Annotated in this window: 21 protein-coding genes and 1 tRNA gene; 18 read left to right on the top strand and 4 right to left on the bottom strand. The window is 55.5% G+C overall.

The window, feature by feature from the left end; genetic code table 11:
- Positions 1-7: 7 nt before the first annotated feature.
- From secD to istB, 7 genes are all read left to right on the top strand, one after another.
- Positions 8-1,792, top strand: coding sequence for a protein translocase subunit SecD (gene secD / locus F6A13_RS08875; protein WP_126604204.1), 1,785 nt, complete (start codon positions 8-10; stop codon positions 1,790-1,792).
- Positions 1,793-1,799: 7 nt separating this feature from the next.
- Positions 1,800-2,750 (top strand): protein translocase subunit SecF, encoded by a 951-nt coding sequence (secF, locus tag F6A13_RS08870; protein ID WP_126604203.1) that lies wholly within the window; start codon positions 1,800-1,802, stop codon positions 2,748-2,750.
- Positions 2,751-2,828: 78 nt separating this feature from the next.
- Positions 2,829-2,919, top strand: a tRNA-Ser gene (locus tag F6A13_RS08865).
- Between the two features lie 316 nt (positions 2,920-3,235).
- Positions 3,236-3,514 carry a type II toxin-antitoxin system RelE/ParE family toxin gene (locus tag F6A13_RS08860; RefSeq protein WP_126604202.1) on the top strand — a complete coding sequence of 93 codons (279 nt, stop codon included), beginning with the start codon at positions 3,236-3,238 and terminating at the stop codon, positions 3,512-3,514.
- Positions 3,515-3,529: 15 nt separating this feature from the next.
- The gene (locus F6A13_RS08855) at positions 3,530-3,844 is read left to right on the top strand and encodes a HigA family addiction module antitoxin (RefSeq protein WP_113525485.1); all 315 of its coding nucleotides are present in this window, start codon (positions 3,530-3,532) and stop codon (positions 3,842-3,844) included.
- 219 nt (positions 3,845-4,063) lie between these two features.
- Entirely contained in the window at positions 4,064-5,587 is a 1,524-nt protein-coding gene (gene istA / locus F6A13_RS08850; protein WP_215886354.1) for an IS21 family transposase, read from the top strand.
- Between the two features lie 11 nt (positions 5,588-5,598).
- A complete protein-coding gene (gene istB / locus F6A13_RS08845; protein ID WP_172959310.1) occupies positions 5,599-6,384 on the top strand; it encodes an IS21-like element helper ATPase IstB in 786 nt (261 codons plus the stop codon).
- A gap of 129 nt (positions 6,385-6,513) precedes the next feature.
- Here the strand turns inward: istB and F6A13_RS08840 are convergent, their stop codons facing one another.
- A complete protein-coding gene (locus F6A13_RS08840; protein WP_126604201.1) occupies positions 6,514-6,777 on the bottom strand; it encodes a hypothetical protein in 264 nt (87 codons plus the stop codon).
- A gap of 161 nt (positions 6,778-6,938) precedes the next feature.
- Between F6A13_RS08840 and F6A13_RS15375 the strand changes: the two genes are divergently transcribed.
- From F6A13_RS15375 to F6A13_RS08820, 4 genes are read left to right on the top strand one after another with little or no spacing between them, the layout of a single operon-like run.
- Complete coding sequence (locus F6A13_RS15375; protein ID WP_192796455.1) at positions 6,939-7,307, top strand: hypothetical protein; 369 nt, start codon at positions 6,939-6,941, stop codon at positions 7,305-7,307.
- Positions 7,308-7,362: 55 nt separating this feature from the next.
- Complete coding sequence (locus tag F6A13_RS15995) at positions 7,363-7,623, top strand: type II toxin-antitoxin system HicA family toxin (RefSeq protein ID WP_126604200.1); 261 nt, start codon at positions 7,363-7,365, stop codon at positions 7,621-7,623.
- Positions 7,533-8,090, top strand: a complete 558-nt coding sequence (locus F6A13_RS08825; RefSeq protein WP_225981777.1) for a type II toxin-antitoxin system HicB family antitoxin — start codon at positions 7,533-7,535, stop codon at positions 8,088-8,090. The genes F6A13_RS15995 and F6A13_RS08825 overlap by 91 nt, the downstream gene beginning before the upstream one ends.
- Positions 8,074-8,349 (top strand): hypothetical protein, encoded by a 276-nt coding sequence (locus F6A13_RS08820; RefSeq protein ID WP_151528158.1) that lies wholly within the window; start codon positions 8,074-8,076, stop codon positions 8,347-8,349. Before F6A13_RS08825 ends, F6A13_RS08820 begins: the two co-directional genes overlap by 17 nt.
- Here the strand turns inward: F6A13_RS08820 and F6A13_RS08815 are convergent.
- The 3 genes from F6A13_RS08815 to F6A13_RS08810 form a co-directional block, all read right to left on the bottom strand.
- Complete coding sequence (locus F6A13_RS08815) at positions 8,272-8,643, bottom strand: HipA domain-containing protein (protein WP_151528425.1); 372 nt, start codon at positions 8,641-8,643, stop codon at positions 8,272-8,274. The two genes, F6A13_RS08820 and F6A13_RS08815, sit on opposite strands and share 78 nt — an antisense overlap.
- A complete protein-coding gene (locus F6A13_RS15370; RefSeq protein ID WP_192796454.1) occupies positions 8,609-8,785 on the bottom strand; it encodes a hypothetical protein in 177 nt (58 codons plus the stop codon). The genes F6A13_RS08815 and F6A13_RS15370 overlap by 35 nt, the downstream gene beginning before the upstream one ends.
- A 258-nt stretch (positions 8,786-9,043) precedes the next feature.
- Positions 9,044-9,649: a tetratricopeptide repeat protein gene (locus F6A13_RS08810; protein WP_126604197.1), complete on the bottom strand. Its 606-nt coding sequence runs from the start codon at positions 9,647-9,649 to the stop codon at positions 9,044-9,046.
- Positions 9,650-10,064: 415 nt separating this feature from the next.
- Here F6A13_RS08810 and F6A13_RS08805 point away from each other — a divergent pair, with 415 nt between their 5' ends.
- The 7 genes from F6A13_RS08805 (at position 10,065) to F6A13_RS08775 (ending at position 15,082) form a co-directional block, all read left to right on the top strand.
- Positions 10,065-10,559: a prepilin-type N-terminal cleavage/methylation domain-containing protein gene (locus F6A13_RS08805; protein ID WP_126604196.1), complete on the top strand. Its 495-nt coding sequence runs from the start codon at positions 10,065-10,067 to the stop codon at positions 10,557-10,559.
- Between the two features lie 97 nt (positions 10,560-10,656).
- Positions 10,657-11,178: a prepilin-type N-terminal cleavage/methylation domain-containing protein gene (locus F6A13_RS08800; RefSeq protein WP_126604195.1), complete on the top strand. Its 522-nt coding sequence runs from the start codon at positions 10,657-10,659 to the stop codon at positions 11,176-11,178.
- 18 nt (positions 11,179-11,196) lie between these two features.
- Positions 11,197-11,769 (top strand): hypothetical protein, encoded by a 573-nt coding sequence (locus F6A13_RS08795; protein WP_225981776.1) that lies wholly within the window; start codon positions 11,197-11,199, stop codon positions 11,767-11,769.
- 50 nt (positions 11,770-11,819) lie between these two features.
- A complete protein-coding gene (locus tag F6A13_RS08790; protein WP_126604194.1) occupies positions 11,820-12,008 on the top strand; it encodes a hypothetical protein in 189 nt (62 codons plus the stop codon).
- 225 nt (positions 12,009-12,233) lie between these two features.
- On the top strand, positions 12,234-13,493 hold the full coding sequence (locus tag F6A13_RS08785) for a type II secretion system F family protein (RefSeq protein ID WP_113525492.1): 1,260 nt from the start codon (positions 12,234-12,236) through the stop codon (positions 13,491-13,493).
- Positions 13,494-13,503: 10 nt separating this feature from the next.
- On the top strand, positions 13,504-13,959 hold the full coding sequence (locus F6A13_RS08780) for a prepilin-type N-terminal cleavage/methylation domain-containing protein (protein WP_172959308.1): 456 nt from the start codon (positions 13,504-13,506) through the stop codon (positions 13,957-13,959).
- Entirely contained in the window at positions 13,928-15,082 is a 1,155-nt protein-coding gene (locus tag F6A13_RS08775) for a prepilin-type N-terminal cleavage/methylation domain-containing protein (RefSeq protein WP_126604192.1), read from the top strand. The genes F6A13_RS08780 and F6A13_RS08775 overlap by 32 nt, the downstream gene beginning before the upstream one ends.
- Positions 15,083-15,089 lie beyond the last annotated feature (7 nt).

The raw sequence follows: 15,089 nt of genomic DNA, 5'->3' as shown, positions 1-15,089 counted from the left end.
TCGTTACATGACCCGTTATCCATGGTGGAAGTACCTGATCATCCTCGTCGTTGTGCTGCCTTCCCTGTTTTACGCACTGCCCAATTTCTATGGCTGGCATTCCGCGGTGGAGGTGCGCGCGCCCGCAGGAACCCTCCTGCCGCCGCTGGCCACCCAGCAGGGTTGGCTGCAAGCCGCCGGAATTCCGGTCACCCGCGTCAGTTCCGGTGAGAAGGGGAGCACCTTCTTTTTCCCGAACAACGACGCCCAGGGGCTGGCCGAGACCTTGCTGCAAAACAAACTCCCGGCCAACGCTCAGGTCATTCTTTCGCAGATGTCCGCAGAGCCGGACTGGCTACGCAGTATTGGTGGCAAGCCCGTCAATCTGGGCCTCGATCTGCGCGGCGGCGTATATCTTCTGCTGCGTGTGGATACCGACGCCGTCATCAAACATGCACTGCAACAGGACAGCAGCAGCTTGCGCACCTTCCTCCGTCACCGAAATCTGCAATATCTGGCGGTCAACATGACCGGGCCGCAAAACCTTTCCATTGAAATGGAAAACCCCACAGTCGCGGCACAGGCGCAAAAGGCTATCGCCGGACGGTATCCGGATTATGCCGTCGTTCTGCAACCCAATGCGGTGCTGAAGATCAGCATCACTCCCGACGCTGCCAGCAAAATGAAGGACGATGCGCTGCAACAGGCCATTGTCGTTATTCGCAATCGTATCGACGAACTGGGCGTCTCGGAGCCGGTCATCCAGCGCCAGGGCGCTGATCATATCGCCGTGCAGTTGCCCGGCGTACAGGATACCCAGCGCGCCAAATCCATTATCGGCTCCACCGCCCAGCTCGAATTCAAGATGGTGGATGACCAGGCCAACATGGCAGAGGCCCTCAAGGGCCAACTGCCCGCCGGCACCGCGCTCTTTTACGGCGTTCACGGTGCGCCTTACGTGCTGTACACCAATACGGTGCTTACCGGCCGCTATCTCAGCAATGCCAGCGCCGGGGTGGACAATAACAGCGGCCAGGCCATTGTCAATGTCAGTTTCAACAACGAGGGGACGCGCATCTTCGGTGACCTGACTACCAAAAACGTAGGCAAGCGCATGGCGATTCTGCTGGATAACAAGGTGGTGACCGCGCCGGTGATACGTGAAGCCATTACGGAGGGCCGGGCCCAGATTACCGGATTCTCCGATTTGAAAGACGCCAGTAATGCCGCCATTGAACTGCGCGCCGGCGCATTGCCCGCACCCGTTCATATCTCCGAGGAGCGTACCGTCGGACCTACCCTGGGTCAGGACTCCATCCATGACGGGGTGATGGCCGTGGTTTTCGGCATGGCCTTCGTAGTGCTCTTCATGACCCTCTATTACCGGGCTTTTGGTTTGATAGCCGATGTCGCCATTCTGGTGAATATTCTGGCTATTCTGGCGGTGCTTTCGATCATGGGCGGGACGCTGACGCTGCCGGGTATCGCCGGTATCGTGCTGAAGATCGGTCTGGCGGTGGATGCCAACGTGCTGGTATTTGAGCGCATCCGCGAGGAACTTCGGCTCGGCATGAGCACTCGCGCGGCCATTGACGCGGGTTTCAAGAAGGCCTTTGCGACCATTGTCGACTCCAATATCACGGTCCTGATCGCTGCCCTGGTGCTTTTCCAGTTCGGTACCGGCGCCATCAAGGGTTTTGCGCTGGTGCTGACCATCGGCGTGATCACCTCCATGTTTACGGCCACCATGATGAGCCGTGGCATCATCGAACTCGCCCTCGGCAAGCGGCGCGTGCAAAAGCTTTATATCTGAGGTCGCGATGGAACTTTTCAAAGTCCGTACCCATGTAGACTTCATGTCCAGACGCTGGATTTTTCTGGGCGTGTCCGCTCTGCTGATTGTTGTCTCGGTCGCCGTTTTTCTGGTGCGGGGGCTGAATTACAGCATCGATTTCACCGGCGGTACGCTGGTGGAACTGGCATTCAGCAAGACGCCGGATCTGGGCGCGGTGCGGGGTACCCTCAGCCAGGCGGGCTTCCACGATGCGGTGGTGCAGACCTTTGGTGGTGACCGCGACCTGCTGATTCGCCTGCGTACGGTGCCCGGTGAGAGCAGTGCCGTGGGCAATACGATTCTGCAGGTATTCCGGAAGGATCAAGTGGAGTATCCCGATGTGCAGTTGCGCCGCACCGAATATGTCGGCCCGGAGGTGGGTAAGGAATTGCGGAACAAGGGGATCATGGCGCTGATCATCGTCACTCTGGGCATTCTGATTTATGTGGGGTTTCGCTTTGAGTGGCGTTTCGCCGTGGGCGGTGTGCTCGCCATGCTCCACGACCCGATCCTGGTAGTGGGCTTTTTCGCCATCAGTCACGAAGAGTTTTCCCTGACCGTGATTGCGGCGTTGCTGGTGATCATGGGCTATTCCCTCAATGATACGGTAGTGGTTTTCGATCGTATGCGGGAGGATCTGCGGGTGTCCCGCAGCGGTGATGTGGCGCAGATATTCAACGTCGCCATCAACGAGACGCTATCCAGAACGGTGATCACCAGCTTCATTACCTTCATGGTCGCGCTATCGCTCTTCCTTTTCGGCGGGCCGGTGATTCACGGGTTTGCCACGGCGCTGGTCATCGGCGTGGTGGTGGGTACCTATTCCTCGATTTTCGTCGCGAGCCCGATCGCACTGTGGCTGGGGCTCAAGCGGGAGCACGTCCTCAAACGTCAGTTCATCAGTGCCAAGGATCGTAACGACGGTGCCGCCTTGTAGTCCTGTATGGTCTTTTCGGCGCTACGGCGGGCGGGCTTGCCGCCAGCGTCTGGAAAGATTAAGGTATACCACCTCCGCGGAGAGGTACCGAAGTGGCCATAACGGCGCCGACTCGAAATCGGATGGGGGGTAAAACCCCACGTGGGTTCGAATCCCACCCTCTCCGCCATGTTCTATCAACTGTTTGATTTTCCATATTTTCCCGCAAACTCCCCGATGCTTTTCAAGGCCAGAATCTGAACCTCGCGTCCGGCCCCCGCAAGGTTGGCGGAACGGCTATTTGCGGTTCGTGTCCGACCTGAAAATGGAGAAGTTCACTGTTTTGTCTGATGTTCGGTCGCAAACGGAAACAAATCAGAAACAATAGGATAGGATCGTTTTGGCAATACGAACATGAGGAACATGAGACACAATGATACCAATCGTCTAATCCTCATGTCTCCACTGGAGGTTGATCTCTGTAGCGTTACGCGGCACAATGAGGCGTGATCAAAAGTTTCCGCCACAAGGGCCTGCAAGCTTTCTATGAATCTGGTAGCAAGGCAGGGATTCAACCGGACCATGCCGCCAAGATCGCACGGCTACTGGCCCGCTTGGATAACGCCCAAACCCCGGGCGACATGAACGTACCGGGATGGAAACTGCACCCACTCCACGGAACCCTGCAAGGACACTTCGCGGTATGGGTCAGCGGGAACTGGAGATTGGTTTTTGCCTTCGAGGATGGTGACGCCATCCTGGTCGATTACGTGGACTATCACTGAATCCGGATGAACGCTATGAACCCCATGCACAATCCACCCCACCCCGGACTACTCCTGCGGGATGATATCTTGCCCGCCTTGGGGTTGACCGTTACTGAAGCAGCGGAGCAGCTTGGAGTAACGCGATCAACCTTGTCGCGTGTACTCAACGGACGTGCCGCCATTTCTCCGGAAATGGCGCTACGGATTGAGGGTTGGCTCGGCGTTGAGAATGGAGGCCGTGCCGACGCCTGGATCGCTCAACAAGCGGCCTATGACCTTTGGCAAGCCCGCCAAGCGGGAGCACCCCATGTCATGCATGCTCCCATCAGTCATACGCAGGTCGCCTGATGTCACGGATCGGCAATATGGAGCCAAACCGTAGTCGGCGTAATGGCGCCACCTTGGGATCGGCGTAATGGCGCCACTTCCGGATCGGCATAAAGGAGCCAGTTCGGAGTCGGCGTAATGGCGCCACCCACATAGTGCTTCAGTAGGGTCTTGAACTTCCCTTGGATCGGTTACCCTCCCAGCTTTTGGGGGGTGACCATGAGTAATCGGAGGTTTGAGATGTTTACGATTCGCCAAATCCTGGTGCGGATGCGCCAAGGGGATCGGGACCGAGAGATCGCCCGTTCCGGACTCATGGGGCGCAAGAAACTGGGTGCCCTACGTAATCAGGCTGCGCAGCACGGCTGGCTCGATCCCCAGCAGCCTTTACCCGACGACTGCGCGCTCGCCATCCTGCAGCAGCACCGCCAGCAGGCCGTGCCTGCCCAGTGTGTGTCCACCCTCAAAGACCATGAGGAGCAAATCGCCAAGTGGGCTGCTGAAGGCATACAGGGCACTACCATTCACGCTGCCCTGGTGCGCAATCACGGGTACACCGGAAGCTACTCTGCAGTGCGTCGCGTGCTGCTGCGTGTCGCACCGGTGAAGGTGCCCGATGCCACTATGCGCCTCATTTTTGCACCCGGCGAGGCCGCGCAGGTGGACTTCGGCGCTGGCCCCGCCATGATCGATCCGGTGACCGGAGAGATCCGCAAGACCTGGTTCTTCGTCATAACCCTCTGCTGGTCCCGGCATCAGTATGCCGAGATTGTCTGGAATCAGACGACGATGACCTGGCTGGCCTGTCACCGCCATGCCTTCCAATGGTTTGGTGGTGTTCCGGGTCGAATCATCATTGATAACGCCAAGTGCGCCATCACCAAGGCCTGCATCAACGACCCCACGGTCCAGCGTTCTTATGCTGAATGCGCCGAAGGATACCTGTTCAAGATCGATGCTTGCCCTCCACATGATCCTGCCAAAAAAGGAATCGTGGAGTCAGGGGTCAAATTTATCAAAAAAGCCTTCCTGCCCCTGCGCGATTTCCGTGACCGCGACGATGCCAATCGCCAGCTTCAGGAGTGGATCCGAACAGAGGCGGGCCATCGAATTCACGGCACTACCCGTCAGGCGCCTCTCACCCAGTTCGTCGAGGTGGAGAAACCCCTCTTGCAGCGCCTACCGGAGACGCCTCCCGAGATCTCCGAGTGGAAGCAACCCAAGGTGCACCGGGATGCTCACGTCCAATATGCCTATTGCTTCTACTCCGTTCCCTTCCGTCTGATAGGACAACAGCTCTGGTTGCGGGCTACCGATACCACCATCCGGATTTACCAGGAACATGAATTAGTCGCCACCCATCCCCGGCTGTTCCAGCACGGCACCGCCTCCACCGTGGCCGACCACATGCCGCCAGAAGCACAGGCCTGGCAGAGTCAGGATATCCAGTGGTGCCTGCGGATGGCGGAGGCTATCGGACCGCACTGTTACGGCGTCGTTCACCAGCTCTTTGCCGATCGCGTGCTGGTCAATCTGCGCACCGTACAGAACATCCTGCGACTCCGGGACAAGCACACCCCTCAACGGCTGGAGGCGGCCTGCGCACGGGCTTTGCGCTTCAGTAATCCGCGTTATGGGGCGATCGCTCAGATCCTCAAGAAAGGCTTGGATCAAGAGCCGTTGTCGCCCGTAACTCCCGAATCCGGAAGCACCTATACCAGTGGCGGTCGCTTTCTGCGCGACAGCGCTACGCTATTTCATTGAAAGGAATTCTGATGCAAACCCAAGAGTTGAGCAGTAATCTTCGCGCCCTGCGCCTGTCCGGTATCCTGGATTCCCTGGAAGCTCGTAATCGGCAAGCGGTGGATGGTCAAATGGCCTATACCGAGTTCCTCGCCATGCTCCTGCAGGATGAAGTGGCCCGCCGGGACCAACGGAAATTCGACACCCTCCTGCGTCAGGCCCACTTCCGGAATCACAAAACCCTGGAAGACTTCGCCTTTGACCGGTTACCGAACCTGAACCGCTCTCTGGTGCATGATCTGGCTACGGGTCGCTACCTGCAGGAGCAGGCACCTATCCTGATCGTCGGGCCCTGTGGCACCGGCAAGAGCCATCTCGCCCAGGCGCTGGGGCATTGTGCCATCCGCCAGGGGGTGGACGTGCTCTTTATCACCCAAGGTGATCTGGTGGGCTCCCTGCATGCGGCGCGGGCCACCGGTGGCTTTGACCGGCGCTTCCGCCAACTCGCCAAGGTAACCCTGCTTATCATCGATGACTTCGGACTCAAACCCATGCGCCCGCCCCATGATGAGGACTTCCACGACCTCATCGCCGAACGTTACGAACGGGTTTCTACCATGCTGACCAGTAATCTCGACTTCGCCGAGTGGGGGGACGTCTTCCCGGCCAACCGCATGCTCGGGGTAGCCACACTGGATCGGCTACGCCACGGCGCCTATCGACTGATCCTGGAAGGCGATAGTTTTCGCGCCCCACGACCGCTCCCGGAATCCCCCAAAAACACCATTGCGAAAGGAGCCAAAAACACCCATTCTTAACACCGTTCGAGACCCCATTTCAGGCACTTTGAAATGGCGCCATTACGCCGCACATCGGTGGCGCCATATTGCCGGTCAGTGACACCTGACTCATAAGATGGAATGATCCCTTCTGTCTGGTATCACGCTTTAGGGTATAGGTGCGCCACAGAGTGGCCTCGTCCCAAGTGGTTTCATTGCTGCGCAGGCAACGGTGTCGACTTGGTGAAAGAGATCGTCGATCCGCGCAAAAAGCGCCTGCTCAATCTCCTGGCGATGACGCACCAGAAGATCGGACACCCCGTACAAGCGATGCAATCCTATCGCCTCAAAGTCGACCTCCAGTAACTCGGACAAGGCGCTCCGCTCCTTGAGCCAGCGCCAGGTGGCCAGTTCACTCGCCGGATCCGCCATGCAGAAGCCCAAGCCTGGGCAAAAAAGATCGAGTCAGAAATGGAGCGAGGTCTCTGGCGGGACACGAGTGAAGCCGAATCGCTCATCCTTGCTGAATGCCTGGATCGTTACCGGGATGAAGTGGTCCCCACGAAAAAGGACGGGCGGTAGCGCGTCAATTCATGTCTTCCATCCGAGGCAAAGACGTTGCCCAGGCTATGAAAGAAATGGAAGTGGAAGGGAAGGGTGCCAACACGATCCGGCTGCACCTGGCCCTGCTTTCCCATCTATTCAAAGTGGCCCGGACTGAGTGGGGCATGGAGTCCATCGACAATCCTGTGGAATATGTCCGCAAGCCCAAGTTGCCGCAAGGTCGGGATAGACGGCTGGTTGGTGATGAGGAATCCCGCCTGCGGGAAGCCTGCCGCGCCATCCATCCCGAACTTGTCGCTATCGTCATCGTTGCTGTGGCACAAGACATTGCAGACGCTGAAACGCTATACTCACCTAAGAGCAGAGGATCTAGCGAAGTTGCTGGGATGATCACCTGAAACGTCTCTGCAACTATAAAGCAGTTGCATTTTTGCTTGGAATCATCAAAACTACATGACGAGACAGGACAAACTGAAGGATCGTTTTTGCGCAACACCGCAACCGAAAGACTTCGCTTGGGATGAACTGGTAAGGTTACTTGGTTCCCTGGACTTCCATCTAGATCATGCCGGAGGCGGGTCACATTGCCGTTTTGTATGCCAATCCGATCCGTCGGTAGTGATTTGGACCTGCCGACCGCATCCCACCCCTATACTCAAGGGTTACCAAATGAGGGAGATCAGAAAATTTTTAGAGGAGAAGGGGCTTCTGTAATGGGCAACATCATCGAGTACAATGGCTATCAAGCATCCATCGAATATAGTTCGGAAGACTGTATTCTTTTCGGCAGGGTGCTGCATATCAATAGCTTGATTACTTTTGAAGCCAGCGATGCTTCTGCAATCGAAGCTGCATTTCGCAGCGCAATAGATGAGTATTTGGAATATTGCAAACGCGCCAATGTGGAACCGAACAAAGCATACAGCGGTACACTAAACGTGCGCATCGGCTCTGAAAGACATAGAAATATCGCATTCTCTGCTAGCAAAGAAGGATGTAGCGTAAACGAGACCATATGTAAAGCGATCGACTTGTTCGTTGAGAATAGATCAAAATCAACCATACAAAATGGATCTTTTCTAACGGGTAACCAGTGGGAAAAGGTGCCCCAAGACGATTGGAAGTGGTCTCTGGCGATGCAATCGAATGATGATGGGGGCAATAATGAACGGCGCCACTAAAAAAGTGATTTCCAGAACCGTTGTTGGAGAGCAGATCGACATCAGGATGCTGACAACCATTCTTATCAAGCATTTCAAAAAGAAAACCGGTCACTACGAGCTCGCGCCAGAGTTTGCTTTTTCTGTTGTTCAGGCCGGTCCTAGTCCTGACAAGGTCATGCCAACCGTTATGGTGGGTTTATCAAGGATGGCGTTGGTTGAGGTTTCTGAGGCTACTCAGATGAGCGTTGATGCCGGGGCAATTCAGAAGAAGAAATAGACGATTCTTGCCAACAGCCATGGCCAGTTTGATCTTGTGCGGCGAGAGATGCGGATAGGGTGAAGCCGACATCACGTCATAAAGCGGGGTGAGCTTGTAGCCACCCGGCGTGAGAAAGACGGAGAAATTCTTGGCGTGCCCATCGATGGCCGCCAGAAGCCAAAATACTATCTGCGCCCTCATAAAGCGCAGGCGGTCTTCCCGAGGCGCAACTGCCCCGTTGAGAAACGCGAGAATGTCCTCAATACCCGGTCCGCCGTCAGCCTGATATTTGCGCGTCGGGGATACGCCCAGCGCCTGACAAGTATCCTCCTGCGATGAGGGCCTGCCTTACCGAAGCCATGCTCGCCAGATCGGCCTGACGCAGTTTTCTTTTCAGGCGTTCGGCCCGAATGGCTTCCCCGAGCTCTCTGCTGTTCCTGATGATCACGGTCATGAAAAACGCCTCTGCACATTCGATATGCCGAATAAAAGCAGTATATACGATAAATAAGATAATATCAATTTATGCGTTTTATCGTATGTCAAGCAGCGCCAAGGTGGACCACCAAAGATCAGGGCATGATGCGGTAAATCCTGTTTCCGTAACGATCTGGTCAAGGCGGCTGTTTGCAACTCATTGACGGTGAACCGTTCGACATCGCCGCCCATCTTTGGGATTAAACGCCGCTTCCTCAGTGTTTATGGGATTGGATCATTGAACGCCTCTTGGTCTTCCCTGTGAGGGGATATGATTCATATTCGCCAGTCTTTTTATATCTTCAAGAATGTCATGATGTTCATCCTTTTGTTGCTCTCTGAGTACAGCGTCTATTTTACGCAAACTTTCGACGGTGGATTGCGCCATCATCGACCCCTGTTTCGCCGCTTTCCCTAGCCACTGTATGGCTACGGCGAAATCCGGTTCTACCCCGTATCCATGGTAATAACTGTCCCATAGCCAGTTCATGGCATCGGCATCGCCCCTCTTGGCCGCCAATTCAAACCAACTCACGGCGATCTTATCGGCGCCCGACATGGAAAAATAGGTGGCCACGTTGGTGGTTTCTCGCGCGTCCCCTGCTTCTGCTTTCTGGACGCTCTCCATGAATTCGCCAGTCAGTTCGGTTGGAATGTGTTCAGCCATGCTGGACAGGTCTATTTTCCACGTCTGGCCGCGCGGAAGATGCCCGGCAGGAACCGTCTTGCCCTTGATCGCGCCGGATTCCAGCCAATTGATAATGGTTCGATCCGTTTTGCCAGTGAGTAACGCGGCGGTTTGGGCACAGACGAGAAGGCTTGCGTCGTCCGATGGTGTCATGGTGTCAACTCCATATTTTGGTTTCCTTGAAGAACACGGAAACAATTTCCGGTTTCCGTGATCATCCAGGAAGGATACCCATTATTTCCGTGAAAAACATGGAAGCAATATTCCATTTCCGTGGAAGATAAGGAAGTACCGGTCCGGTTTCCGTGAACATCAGGGAAGTATACTTTCATTTCCGTGGAAGACAAGGAAGGATATCTTCCATTTCCGTGAAAAACACGGAAATAAGTTTGTGAAAACCATGGGTAAGTGTGGTAGAGAATTCATAATAAATATTGTTTATCAATTAAAATCAATAAGATAAAATAGATTCAGGGCGACTTCAGATCGCTTTGGCACGAAAACTGTAACGCTTTATGTAGCCCACAGAAACACCGTGGGTACTCATTTACCCCATGGAGGATTACACATGAGTATGCTAGTCAAGAAGGCCAAGGCCAGCGCCGAAGCCGGTTTCACCCTCATCGAACTGATGATCGTCATTGCCATCATCGGCATTCTGGCGGCCATCGCCATTCCGCAGTATGAGCAATATATTGAGACATCGAAAGCTACAACCATCACGCAAGATTTCCATCAATTGGTTACACAGGGTACGGCCGCAGTAGCTGCAGGTGCTGCCGGACAGGAAACGACGATTGCAATGCCAACTAACTACACGGGCGTTGAAGGATGCGCGGTATTCACAGCAGGCACAGCAAGTGCAACTAGTGCTACACCTTCATCAGTTGCAACTATTTCTGTATTGCCAAATCAATCGGTAGCATTCAAAGTTGATTATAGTAGCTGCCCCGGTAGCCTTCCAACTAAAATAACTAATGCATTAACTGCGCAAGGGATATCTGCTAGTAGCAATGCTATCACAGCAAATATCGATCAAAACGGTGCTGTGTCATATAACTAATTTTTCCTCCAGCAGCCCTTTGGGGCTGCACCTTTCGGACAGTGCTCTGACCTCCTATTTCAAATTCATTTCAGAACTCTCTCGGAAAGGTCATCCTATGCGCAGTCAAACAATAAAAATCCAGAGGAACAGCGGTTTCACCCTCATCGAACTAATGATCGTCATTGCCATTATCGGGATTCTCGCAGCCATTGCGATTCCGCAGTATTTTGCGTACATCGAAACCGCCAAGGCGCAAACGGTATCGGGTAATCTGAAAATAGCGGTGGATGCGGTGACCAATGCGTTAGCGGCCAGCAATAACGCTGTGAGTACCAATATTTACAGCACCCTGAACGGACAGGCAGCCCATGACGTGGCTGACCCGGTATATGGTTCTGGCACGCCGGCTTTTATTGCCGCACCTGGCACCCAAGCGGGGAAATGCGGGCAGGTGCTCATTGATGCCGCCACCATCAGCCAGACAGGGCCACAGCAGGTAAGCGTGCAAGTCAGCACCACAAACTGCACGGGCAGTCTTGGTACCGTCATTGCCCGTGCCTGTAGTGCCGAAGGATTTATCCATGCCGCCACCACAACTGGCGTCATTATCACCCAAAATGGGGCTGTCACCCCGTAAACCCGCAGGAGAGCGCCCATGCATGGAATAGCCTGGATATCCGTCGAACTACTCCAGGTTTACCACGCCCTTCTAGCCCTTTATCTAAACGATCTTCGTACACTGGTGGGATCCGTCATTCCTGGCTTGATCAGCCTTGGGCTGTTTCTTAAATACGCCCATCAGATCAAAGACCCCAAAACTATTCTGGGTTTCCTGCTCTTTGCCGTGACCTTGGATCTGTGTACTCAATATTGGGGTGCGAACGGCTTGAATCTAATGATCAGCGGCTTTGTGATCTGGCCCGTACTGGTGCTTCTTTTAGGAGATCGCCTACCATGGCCTATGGCGTATCCGCTGGCTTTTGTCGGTACCCTCATCCCTGATCTTTACGGGGCAGGGATGGCGAGCCATTGGACGGGCAGGTGGTTTTTCGGGATCGGCGACGCTGGATTCCAGGATGCGCTTTTCCTCGTCCCACTGGAAACGCTGATAGCGGCGGCCGTGCTGAATCCATTCGGAACATTCATGCGTAAACGCGGGTACTTTAGTAGAAGGGCGAGCGTCGATGAGGACGTTTACCCAGAGGGTAGAGATCGGCGTGCCCGATAGAAAATCACCGACACCTTACAGGCCATGACCGCCGCCACAGGAGAAGCATCATGAACGAAAGCTACCGGCAAACCCGTATTGCCCAACTCCAGAACCATCGCCACACGCTGCTTCAGCGGCGCGAACAGCGTGGCGCCCCTATCGCCTCGATTGATATGGAACTCAACGTGGTGCGCGCCGAGTTGCAGGCCCTGTATGAGGCAGGAAGGATGCAGTTAGTTACGGAAACTGACGCCTAGAAGAGGCCACTTGGGCAACATTTGGGCATTTGCCAGTTTATGCCTTGTCATTCTCCATAAAACTAATTGATTTTATTGATACAGTTTCATGACGGACAAGCCGATTGAAAAACTCGAAAAGGCTGGAAGCGCCTGGCGCAAGTTTCCCTCATAAACTACCGGCGCCTTGCATTTTCCAGTGTGTGCACTAATTAGCTGGACAGAACTGGCAGGGGAGAGGGCAACATGGCATCGGTCCTGAGTAAAGACAAGAAATCCGCACTCCGCGAGGCGAAGACCTACGACTTTACCTGGGAGGCGACTGCGCCCGGCGGGAGCGAAAAGAAAAAGGGCGAGATGAACGCCGTCTCCGCCAACGCCGTGCGCGCCAACCTGCGCCGCATGGGCATGATGCCGACCGCGGTGCGCAAAGCGCCGCAGCCCCTGTTCGGGGAAAGGGGTGTCAAGGAAGCGCAAGTGGTGGTGATGGTCCGCCAGCTCTCCACCATGATCAACGCCGGCGTGCCCATCGTGCAGTCTTTCGAACTGCTGGTATCCGCCACCTCCGGCGCGGGCATGAAAAAACTGCTCACGGGGATTCTCAAGCATCTGAAAGAAGGTGAATCTCTGTCGCAGGCCATGGCCCACTTCCCCAAATATTTCGACCGCCTTTTCGTGTCCCTGGTCGCCGCCGGTGAGCAGGGAGGCATCCTCGACACCATCCTCCTGCGCCTGGCCGAGTATCGCGAAAAGACCCTGGCGCTGAACAAAAAGGTCAAGTCGGCCATGTTCTACCCGGCGGCCATCATCACCGTCATGGTCGTGGTCGTGGTGATCCTGATGATTTTCGTCATCCCGGTATTCTCACAGCTCTTCAGCAGCTTCGGTGCCACTCTGCCGCTGCTGACGCAGGTCGTCATCAACATCTCCGACTGGATGAAAAGCCACTGGTACATCGTGGTGCTCGTACCCATCGCCTCGGTATGGCTCTTTATCTACGCCTACAAGCGCAACCTGTCCTTCAAAACCGTCATAGACCGTTTCTCTCTGAAAATCCCGGTGCTCGGCGATATCCTGCTGAAAGGTGCCGTGGCGCGCTTCATGCGCACCCTGTCCACCATGCAGGGGGCAGGCGTGCCCATCATGGAAGCCCTGGGAACCCTTTCCAAAGTGTCCGGTAATGTCATCATCGAGCGTAGCGTCCTGGCCGCCCGTGACGACGTCGCTACTGGCGGGCGCATCACCACCCGGCTCAAGGCCGACGGCGTCTTTCCCATCATGGCCACCCAGATGCTCGCCATCGGTGAGGAAACCGGCGCCATCGAAGTCATGTCCGGCAAAGTCGCCGACTTTTACGAGAGCGAAGTCGAAGAATCCGTCAGTCGCCTTTCCACCCTCATGGAACCCATGATCATGGTAGTGCTCGGCATCATCGTCGGCACCCTGGTCGTCGCCATGTACCTGCCGATCTTCAAGATGGGCGCGGTGGTGACGCATGGGGGGTGAGCGCTCGCCCATGAATAAGGTGCAAAAAGAGCGCGGCATGTCGCTCATTGAGGTGATGATCGCCATGACGATCCTCGCTATCGGTCTGCTCGGTCTGGCCTATTTGCAGTCTAATGCAGCCCAGTATTTTGGCACGGCTGCCGTCAACAGCAATGCCGCCTTCCTCAGCAACGCCATGCTGGCCAACATCTGGGGAGGTGGGAATTCTAACATCAGCGGTTTTAACAACGTGGACACGGCCAATTCGTCCACCTGGCCACAAAGCGGAGTTTCCGCATGGGCGGTGTCCACCTGGGCCAGCAACGTCCAAAGCACCCTTCCCGGCGGCCAGGGAACCATTCAGGTATTGAACTCTTCCGGCGGTGCCTGTACGCAACCACCTTGCACTGCCACCGTCGCCATTACCTGGTCCAGCGCGTCAGGAACACAGACCTATGCAGCCAGCGAATACATCGTTCAACCTTAACCATTCCGGCACGCGCAACGCGCAGGGCTTAACCCTGGTCGAACTGATGGTGGCGATGGTAATTTCCATCATCGTGGGTATCGCCATTTTTGAGGTTTTCGCACAAACCGAATTTGGTTACCTCCATAATCGGGGTACCGGGGATATTGTCAACGCCGACCGTCATGCACTGCACGTCGTGTCCACCTATCTCAGTAATGCAGGTTATGGCATGGCAGGTCTGCCCGGGTGCCAGACCACCTACACTTACCAAAATGGTGCCAATACGCCGGTATCTGCTATTACGGTGAGTCCCGGCGGCGCCCCAACCACGAGCGCCCCCCAACCGGTGTCCTTAACCATCAACCTGAGTGCGTCCCAATTCGCCGGGGTGCCTATGGGGCAGATGGTGCAAAGCCCATCGCCCAGCGCGACCAATTTCCATCTGAATTCCTCGGTTGCGGGCACAACGTGTCAAACGAGCATTCAGTCCGGGGATACGCTGATCGCGGCGTTTAGCGGTGGTGCTTGCGGCATGGTCGTCGCCACCAACACACCAAGCAGCTATCAAGGCGCCTGTGTGATCAATTTCGCCCCAGGCCGTAACCCGAACAACCCGCCGGGAGGATTCAATAGCCTGATTCCCAACCTGACTAAGGCAGATATGGCCGCTGCTCAGGTGTACGACGTCGGTAACGGTCAACTGAGCAGCCTCACCTTTTCGGTGGTGCCGGGTACCGCGGCAGGACCGGGCCAACTTCAGCTTTCGTCTGGCGGCGGCACACCTGCGCTTTTTGCCCAAGGCATTGACGATTTGCAGGTGCTCTTCGGCTATAACACCACAGGTGGCCAATCCGTCACCAGCTATGGGTACTTTCCAACCCAGCAGCAACTCTCTTCAAATCCGAGCTTAATAAGCGATATCCGCACGGTTATGGTGGTGATGGTGGCGCAGAGCGGGTTAAAAACGGCTGGAACCGTAACCCCCGGCCAGTTGTTGCTCATTCCTGCCATTCCGGCGTCAGAGAGTGTCACGGGGGCCGATCTGCCTGCGGTGTACTATCAGCCCCCCGCCGGAGTCAACAGCGAGCAATTCAACGTCATGCGCACCACGGTTCCCGTGATGAACCTGATCTGGCACTAGGAGCGGC

Source organism: Acidithiobacillus sp. 'AMD consortium', assembly GCF_008926505.1.
Taxonomy (GTDB): Bacteria; Pseudomonadota; Gammaproteobacteria; order Acidithiobacillales; family Acidithiobacillaceae; genus Acidithiobacillus; species Acidithiobacillus ferridurans.
This window is presented reverse-complemented; position numbering and strand designations above follow the sequence as displayed.

Bases quoted from the DNA above. Each gene is read 5' to 3' on its own strand.
- secD (WP_126604204.1), top strand. From the start codon at position 8: ATGACCCGTTATCCATGGTGGAAGTACCTGATCATCCTCGTCGTTGTG.
- secF (WP_126604203.1), top strand. From the start codon at position 1,800: ATGGAACTTTTCAAAGTCCGTACCCATGTAGACTTCATGTCCAGACGC.
- F6A13_RS08855 (WP_113525485.1), top strand. From the start codon at position 3,530: ATGAACCCCATGCACAATCCACCCCACCCCGGACTACTCCTGCGGGAT.
- istA (WP_215886354.1), top strand. From the start codon at position 4,064: ATGTTTACGATTCGCCAAATCCTGGTGCGGATGCGCCAAGGGGATCGG.
- istB (WP_172959310.1), top strand. From the start codon at position 5,599: ATGCAAACCCAAGAGTTGAGCAGTAATCTTCGCGCCCTGCGCCTGTCC.
- F6A13_RS08840 (WP_126604201.1), bottom strand. From the start codon at position 6,777: ATGGCGGATCCGGCGAGTGAACTGGCCACCTGGCGCTGGCTCAAGGAG.
- F6A13_RS15375 (WP_192796455.1), top strand. From the start codon at position 6,939: ATGTCTTCCATCCGAGGCAAAGACGTTGCCCAGGCTATGAAAGAAATG.
- F6A13_RS15995 (WP_126604200.1), top strand. From the start codon at position 7,363: ATGACGAGACAGGACAAACTGAAGGATCGTTTTTGCGCAACACCGCAA.
- F6A13_RS08820 (WP_151528158.1), top strand. From the start codon at position 8,074: ATGAACGGCGCCACTAAAAAAGTGATTTCCAGAACCGTTGTTGGAGAG.
- F6A13_RS15370 (WP_192796454.1), bottom strand. From the start codon at position 8,785: ATGACCGTGATCATCAGGAACAGCAGAGAGCTCGGGGAAGCCATTCGG.
- F6A13_RS08810 (WP_126604197.1), bottom strand. From the start codon at position 9,649: ATGACACCATCGGACGACGCAAGCCTTCTCGTCTGTGCCCAAACCGCC.
- F6A13_RS08805 (WP_126604196.1), top strand. From the start codon at position 10,065: ATGAGTATGCTAGTCAAGAAGGCCAAGGCCAGCGCCGAAGCCGGTTTC.
- F6A13_RS08800 (WP_126604195.1), top strand. From the start codon at position 10,657: ATGCGCAGTCAAACAATAAAAATCCAGAGGAACAGCGGTTTCACCCTC.
- F6A13_RS08795 (WP_225981776.1), top strand. From the start codon at position 11,197: ATGCATGGAATAGCCTGGATATCCGTCGAACTACTCCAGGTTTACCAC.
- F6A13_RS08790 (WP_126604194.1), top strand. From the start codon at position 11,820: ATGAACGAAAGCTACCGGCAAACCCGTATTGCCCAACTCCAGAACCAT.
- F6A13_RS08785 (WP_113525492.1), top strand. From the start codon at position 12,234: ATGGCATCGGTCCTGAGTAAAGACAAGAAATCCGCACTCCGCGAGGCG.
- F6A13_RS08780 (WP_172959308.1), top strand. From the start codon at position 13,504: ATGAATAAGGTGCAAAAAGAGCGCGGCATGTCGCTCATTGAGGTGATG.
- F6A13_RS08775 (WP_126604192.1), top strand. From the start codon at position 13,928: ATGCAGCCAGCGAATACATCGTTCAACCTTAACCATTCCGGCACGCGC.